This window comes from Mesorhizobium sp. M7A.F.Ca.CA.004.04.2.1 (assembly GCF_004022825.1).
Classification (GTDB): Bacteria; Pseudomonadota; Alphaproteobacteria; order Rhizobiales; family Rhizobiaceae; genus Mesorhizobium.
Genome location: NZ_RZPH01000384.1, coordinates 1 through 5,194, shown reverse-complemented (window position 1 = coordinate 5,194; position 5,194 = coordinate 1). Strand labels below are relative to the sequence as shown.

Below are 5,194 nucleotides of genomic sequence, written 5' to 3'. Positions count from 1 at the left end.
CGAAGTGGAAATTATACTCGTTTGAAGGCGAAGGCCAGCGGCGGTCTAATCCATGTCAAAGGAGACCGACCATGATCCAGTTGCTGAGCATCTTTGGCGATGTCATGCGGATCGCAACGTTTCAATGGCGTGACAGAAGACAGCATGAAAAGCGTTACGAAGAGCCGACCAGTCGTGGCCGGTGGGCGTCTTCGCCTGACAGGCAGCCGTTTCGCCGTTCCGCCCGTGACGACTGAGTGCGCACAAGGAGTGGGGATTGCGTTCTCCAGTGGAAGCTCACATCTATCGCCTGGGAAACGCGATACGGAGACTGTGGTGCGCGACCAGCATGGGCATGCGCATATCGCCAGGCCGCCGAAACGCGGCCGCAACTGGCCCGGTCCATGGCGCAAGACGCCGGGCCGTCTCCTCGGCACGTCGCTCGTGCGCCTCTATCAGCTGACGCTGTCGGGCTTTGTCGGCAATACCTGCCGGCATCTGCCGACCTGTTCGGAATATGCCCATGAGGCGATCGCCCGCCATGGCCTGTGGGCCGGCGGCTGGATGGGATTGTTCCGTGTGCTGCGCTGCGGGCCATTCGGCACGCATGGCATCGACCGCGTGCCGGAGGTGCTGGAGGATCGTTATGTCTGGTTCACGCCATGGCGGTACTGGCGGATCGGCAGCAAGCGCGGCGAAGCGCAGGGGTGATCGCGTCGGTCAGGTACCGGCGGCTCTGCCCGTTTACGATCCGGTAGGGTTAACAACAGCCTGCACAAAGACTGCGCATTTGAGACAAAATCGAGACAAGAGACCTCGCTAAGCCGCTCGCGAACCCCCCTCTTGAGCGAGCAGACAAATGCGCAATTTCGACCGTCTTCCCTTCATCTTTGCCGGGATACTGTTCCTGCTCGCCTGGCTGCTGGGATTTCCGTTGCGCGCGCAATCGGCGCCGCTGGGGGACGTGCAGTGCACGGTGATCGCCGATGCGGCGAGCGGCAAGACGCTTTACCAGGACGGGGTGTGCGACCAGCGGTTCAGCCCGGCGTCGACGTTCAAGGTGCCGTTGTCGCTGATCGGCTATGACAGCGGGATCCTGAGCGACGAGCACACGCCGAGCTGGGATTACAAGCCTGAATTCAGCGCGGTGAAGCGGGATCAGAAGACCGTCGATCCGGTGGTCTGGGAGCGAGATTCGATCCTGTGGTTTTCCCGGGAAATCACCCGCCGGCTTGGGTCTGAGAGTTTTGCCGGTTATGTCTCGAAATTCGACTACGGCAATGCCGATGTTTCCGGTAATCCCGGCAAGAATGATGGTTTGACCAAGTCCTGGGTGAATTCCTCGCTCAAGATCACGCCGGTCGAGCAGGTCGAATTCCTGCGCAAGCTGCTGGCCCGCAAGCTGCCTGTCTCGGCCAAGGCCTACGACATGACATCAGCCATCATCCCGACCTTCCAGGCCGGGGATTGGACGGTGCAAGGCAAGACCGGCAGCACCAGGCTGCGCAACGACGCCGACAAGGTCCAGGACAAGCGCTCGCTTGGCTGGTTCGTCGGATGGGCGAACAAGGATGGCCGCCAGATCGTCTTTGCGCGGCTTGTCGTCGATGCCAACCGTACGGACATGCCAAAGGGCCTCAAGACCCGGGCTGCGTTCCTGAAGGATTTGCCGCTCCTCATCAAATGAACGCTGACATTTGAGCCGGGCTTTACGGCGGCGGAATCTGTCCATAAAAGACAGCCGCTGCCGGACGCATCCGGCTTTTCCCTATGCATGTCGTAACCCAAAACCGCCATACACTTTTGGGCGACATGCATTTCAACCACCCGCGCTCGTTTGCGGGACTGGATAGGAGATATATATGCTGAATTCCGTTTCCCTGACATTTCCCGATGGCTCCGTCCGCGAATATGACGCGGCGATGACCGGTGCTGGCCTCGCCGAATCGATCTCCAAATCGCTGGCCAAGAAGGCGGTCGCCTATGCGATCGACGGCACGGTTCGCGATCTCAGCGATCCGCTCGGCAAGTCCGGCAAGGTCGAGATCGTCACCCGCGACGACCCGCGCGCGCTGGAGCTGATCCGCCACGACGCGGCCCATGTGCTGGCGGAAGCCGTGCAGGAGATATGGCCGGGAACGCAGGTGACCATCGGGCCGGTGATCGAGAACGGGTTCTACTACGACTTCGCCCGTAACGAGCCGTTCACGCCCGACGATTTTCCGGTGATCGAGAAGAAGATGCGTGAGATCATCGCGCGCAACAAGCCGTTCACCAGGGAAGTCTGGTCGCGCGACAAGGCGAAAAAAGTGTTTGCCGACAAGGGCGAACGCTACAAGCTGGAGTTGATCGACGCCATTCCCGAGGATCAGGATCTCAAGATCTACGCGCAGGGCGACTGGTTCGACCTCTGCCGTGGCCCGCACATGGCCTCGACCGGGCAGATCGGCAATGCCTTCAAACTGATGAAGGTGGCCGGCGCCTATTGGCGCGGTGATTCGAACAACCCGATGCTGACCCGCATCTACGGCACGGCCTGGGCTGATCAGGCGCAGCTCGAAGCCTACCAGATGATGCTGGAGGAGGCCGAGAAGCGCGACCATAGGAAGATCGGCCGCGAGATGGACCTGTTCCATTTCCAGGAAGAGGGACCGGGCGTCGTCTTCTGGCATGCCAAGGGCTGGAAGATGTTCCAGAACCTGGTCAACTACATGCGCCGCCGCCTCGACGAGCAGGGCTATCAGGAGGTCAACGCGCCGCAGGTGCTCGACAAGAGCCTGTGGGAGACGTCAGGCCATTGGGGCTGGTATCGCGACGCCATGTTCAAGGTGACGGTCGCCGGCGACGACACCGATGACGACCGGGTCTTCGCGCTGAAGCCGATGAACTGTCCGGGCCATGTGCAGATTTTCAAGCATGGGTTGAAGTCCTATCGCGATCTTCCCGTAAAGCTTGCGGAATTCGGCAATGTGCACCGCTACGAGCCGTCGGGCGCGCTGCACGGGCTGATGCGCGTTCGCGGCTTCACGCAGGACGATGCGCACATCTTCTGCACCGAGGAGCAGCTGGCCGCGGAGTGCTTGCGCATCAACGATCTGATCCTGTCGACCTATGCTGATTTCGGTTTTGACGAAATCAGCGTCAAGCTGTCGACGCGGCCCGATAAACGCGTCGGCACCGACGAAGCCTGGGATCATGCCGAGGCGATCATGGGGAGCGTGCTGGAGACGATCAGGACACGGTCCGGCAATCGCATCAAGACCTCGATCAATCCGGGCGAGGGCGCCTTCTACGGCCCGAAATTCGAATATGTGCTCAAGGATGCCATCGGCCGCGAATGGCAGTGCGGCACGACGCAGGTCGACTTCAACCTGCCGGAACGGTTCGGCGCCTTCTATATCGGCTCCGATTCCGAGAAGAAGCAGCCTGTGATGGTGCACCGCGCGATCTGCGGCTCGATGGAGCGCTTCCTCGGCATCCTGATCGAGAACTATTCCGGCCATTTCCCGCTGTGGTTCGCGCCGCTGCAGGTGGTGGTGGCGACGATCACGTCGGATGCCGACGGCTATGCGACCGAGGTGGTGGCAAAGCTGAAGGCCGCAGGGCTGTTGGCGGAAGCGGATCTGCGCAACGAGAAGATCAACTACAAGGTCCGCGAGCACAGCCTAGCCAAGGTTCCGGTCATCCTCGTCTGCGGCAAGCGCGAGGCGGAAGAGCAGACCGTCAACATGCGCCGGCTGGGCTCGCGCGACCAGGAATCGCTTGGCCTCGACCAGGCGATCGCGCAACTGACCGAGGAAGCTGTTACACCCGACCGCCGGCGCAAACGCGCGGCTTGATTGGCATGGTTTCGACCAAATGGCGGTGGAGCGATCCACCGCCATTTTCATAGTAGGCGGTATGTCCTTCACACCTTGTCGGCGACCATCGGGTTGATTGCCAGGACGCGCTGCCTTGAAGACGCGACCACCACGCCTTGTGAAGTGGATTAGGCTCCGTAAAAAGCCGGATGATAAAGGACGACGCCTTGCCGAGCGTCAGGGCCAAAATCCAAACATTGGAAATACTCCGGCGGAACGTCTGGAAACCTCAGAGTGGGGTCGGCCTTGAACCCAAATCGGGAATAGTAGCCGGGATCGCCTAGAACCACGCATCCAGCCGCGCCAAGCGATTTTATCCGGTCAAGTCCAGCTTCTATTAGCTGAACACCGACGCCTTGCCGCTGTCGGTCAGGTCGCACTGCAACTGGCCCGAGACCGTACCAATTGACTTCGGTGCCGTCGATCTTGACTGAAGAGAAGGCGACATGACCAACGATCTCACCATCTTGTTCTGCCACCAAGGAAACCGTCAACGCGCCTCCCGCTCTCAGGGCGTCAACAATGGCTCCCTCCGTTCCAGCGCTGTATGGCGCACCGTCGAAAGCGGTGGTGACCAGCGCGCGGATTTCTGCAATGTCATGGGCGTTTTCTGGTCGTATGATCATGAGATTCGTGTAGCAAACCACCGTCGGGCCGCCAAGACGCTCTCGCCTCCGCGCCTTGACCCCATCGGGCCAGTGCCGGTGGGGGCGGAACATCGGTTACTTCATATCCCTGTCACGCCGACCTTGTAACGAGCCCTCATGCTCAAGCTGAAATTGCGCGAACGACCCTTTCCCGAGCTTTCCTATGCCAATCCGCGCCAGCCGGCGCTGACACGCTGGTTCATTCATTCGGTCGAAGGCCTGTCGGGCCGCGACCGCTACACAGCACTTTATGATTTCTGGCGCCGCCAGGTCGTGCCGACAGGCGAACGCGTGTTCAGCCGTATGCTCGAACTGATCGACGTCCGCGTGCGGACATCGGATCAGTGGCCGCCGGCACAGTTGCCGAACACGCCGCTGGTGATCGTCGCCAATCATCCGTTCGGCATTGGTGACGGCATTGCCGTGCTGTCGTTGGTCGAGCAGCTCGGACGCCCGTTCCGGGTGATAATTCACAAGGACCTGCTCAAGATCCGCGAGATGGAGCCTTACTCGCTGCCAATCGACTTTTCCGAGACCAAGGACGCGCTGAAGAACAACATGGCCGTGCGCCATGAGGCGGTGCGGCTGTTGAAGGAAGGCGTCACCATCGTGGTGTTTCCGGCCGGCGGTGTCGCCACCGCGCCGAAGGGCTTTGGCCAGGCACGCGACTTGCCGTGGAAGATGTTTCCCGCCCGTCTCGTCCAGGAC

6 protein-coding genes are annotated in these 5,194 nt (G+C 60.8%); 5 read left to right on the top strand and 1 reads right to left on the bottom strand.

From position 1 onward, the window contains the following. The first annotated feature begins 71 nt into the window (after positions 1 to 71). The 4 genes from EN893_RS17920 to thrS all read left to right on the top strand — a co-directional run bounded on the left by EN893_RS17920 (position 72) and on the right by thrS (position 3,818). On the top strand, positions 72 to 236 hold the full coding sequence (locus tag EN893_RS17920) for a hypothetical protein (protein ID WP_127267645.1): 165 nt from the start codon (positions 72 to 74) through the stop codon (positions 234 to 236). 79 nt (positions 237 to 315) lie between these two features. Continuing rightward, on the top strand, positions 316 to 690 hold the full coding sequence (yidD, locus tag EN893_RS17915) for a membrane protein insertion efficiency factor YidD (protein ID WP_127267644.1): 375 nt from the start codon (positions 316 to 318) through the stop codon (positions 688 to 690). A gap of 148 nt (positions 691 to 838) precedes the next feature. Beyond that, positions 839 to 1,666: a class D beta-lactamase gene (gene blaOXA, locus EN893_RS17910; protein ID WP_127267643.1), complete on the top strand. Its 828-nt coding sequence runs from the start codon at positions 839 to 841 to the stop codon at positions 1,664 to 1,666. A 175-nt stretch (positions 1,667 to 1,841) separates the two neighbouring features. Beyond that, positions 1,842 to 3,818, top strand: coding sequence for a threonine--tRNA ligase (thrS, locus tag EN893_RS17905; protein WP_127267642.1), 1,977 nt, complete (start codon positions 1,842 to 1,844; stop codon positions 3,816 to 3,818). Between the two features lie 149 nt (positions 3,819 to 3,967). On the opposite strand, the gene EN893_RS17900 is transcribed toward thrS, so the two are convergent. Next, positions 3,968 to 4,465: an N-acetyltransferase gene (locus EN893_RS17900; RefSeq protein ID WP_127267641.1), complete on the bottom strand. Its 498-nt coding sequence runs from the start codon at positions 4,463 to 4,465 to the stop codon at positions 3,968 to 3,970. Positions 4,466 to 4,603: 138 nt separating this feature from the next. Here EN893_RS17900 and EN893_RS17895 point away from each other — a divergent pair. After that, positions 4,604 to 5,194 (top strand): 1-acyl-sn-glycerol-3-phosphate acyltransferase (locus EN893_RS17895; protein ID WP_206640133.1); only part of this gene is annotated, 591 nt, incomplete at its 3' end.

What these genes read in the sequence shown, in the direction of transcription:
- thrS (WP_127267642.1), top strand. Translation starts at nt 1,842, where the DNA reads ATGCTGAATTCCGTTTCCCTGACATTTCCCGATGGCTCCGTCCGCGAA.
- EN893_RS17900 (WP_127267641.1), bottom strand. Translation starts at nt 4,465, where the DNA reads ATGATCATACGACCAGAAAACGCCCATGACATTGCAGAAATCCGCGCG.
- EN893_RS17920 (WP_127267645.1), top strand. Translation starts at nt 72, where the DNA reads ATGATCCAGTTGCTGAGCATCTTTGGCGATGTCATGCGGATCGCAACG.
- blaOXA (WP_127267643.1), top strand. Translation starts at nt 839, where the DNA reads ATGCGCAATTTCGACCGTCTTCCCTTCATCTTTGCCGGGATACTGTTC.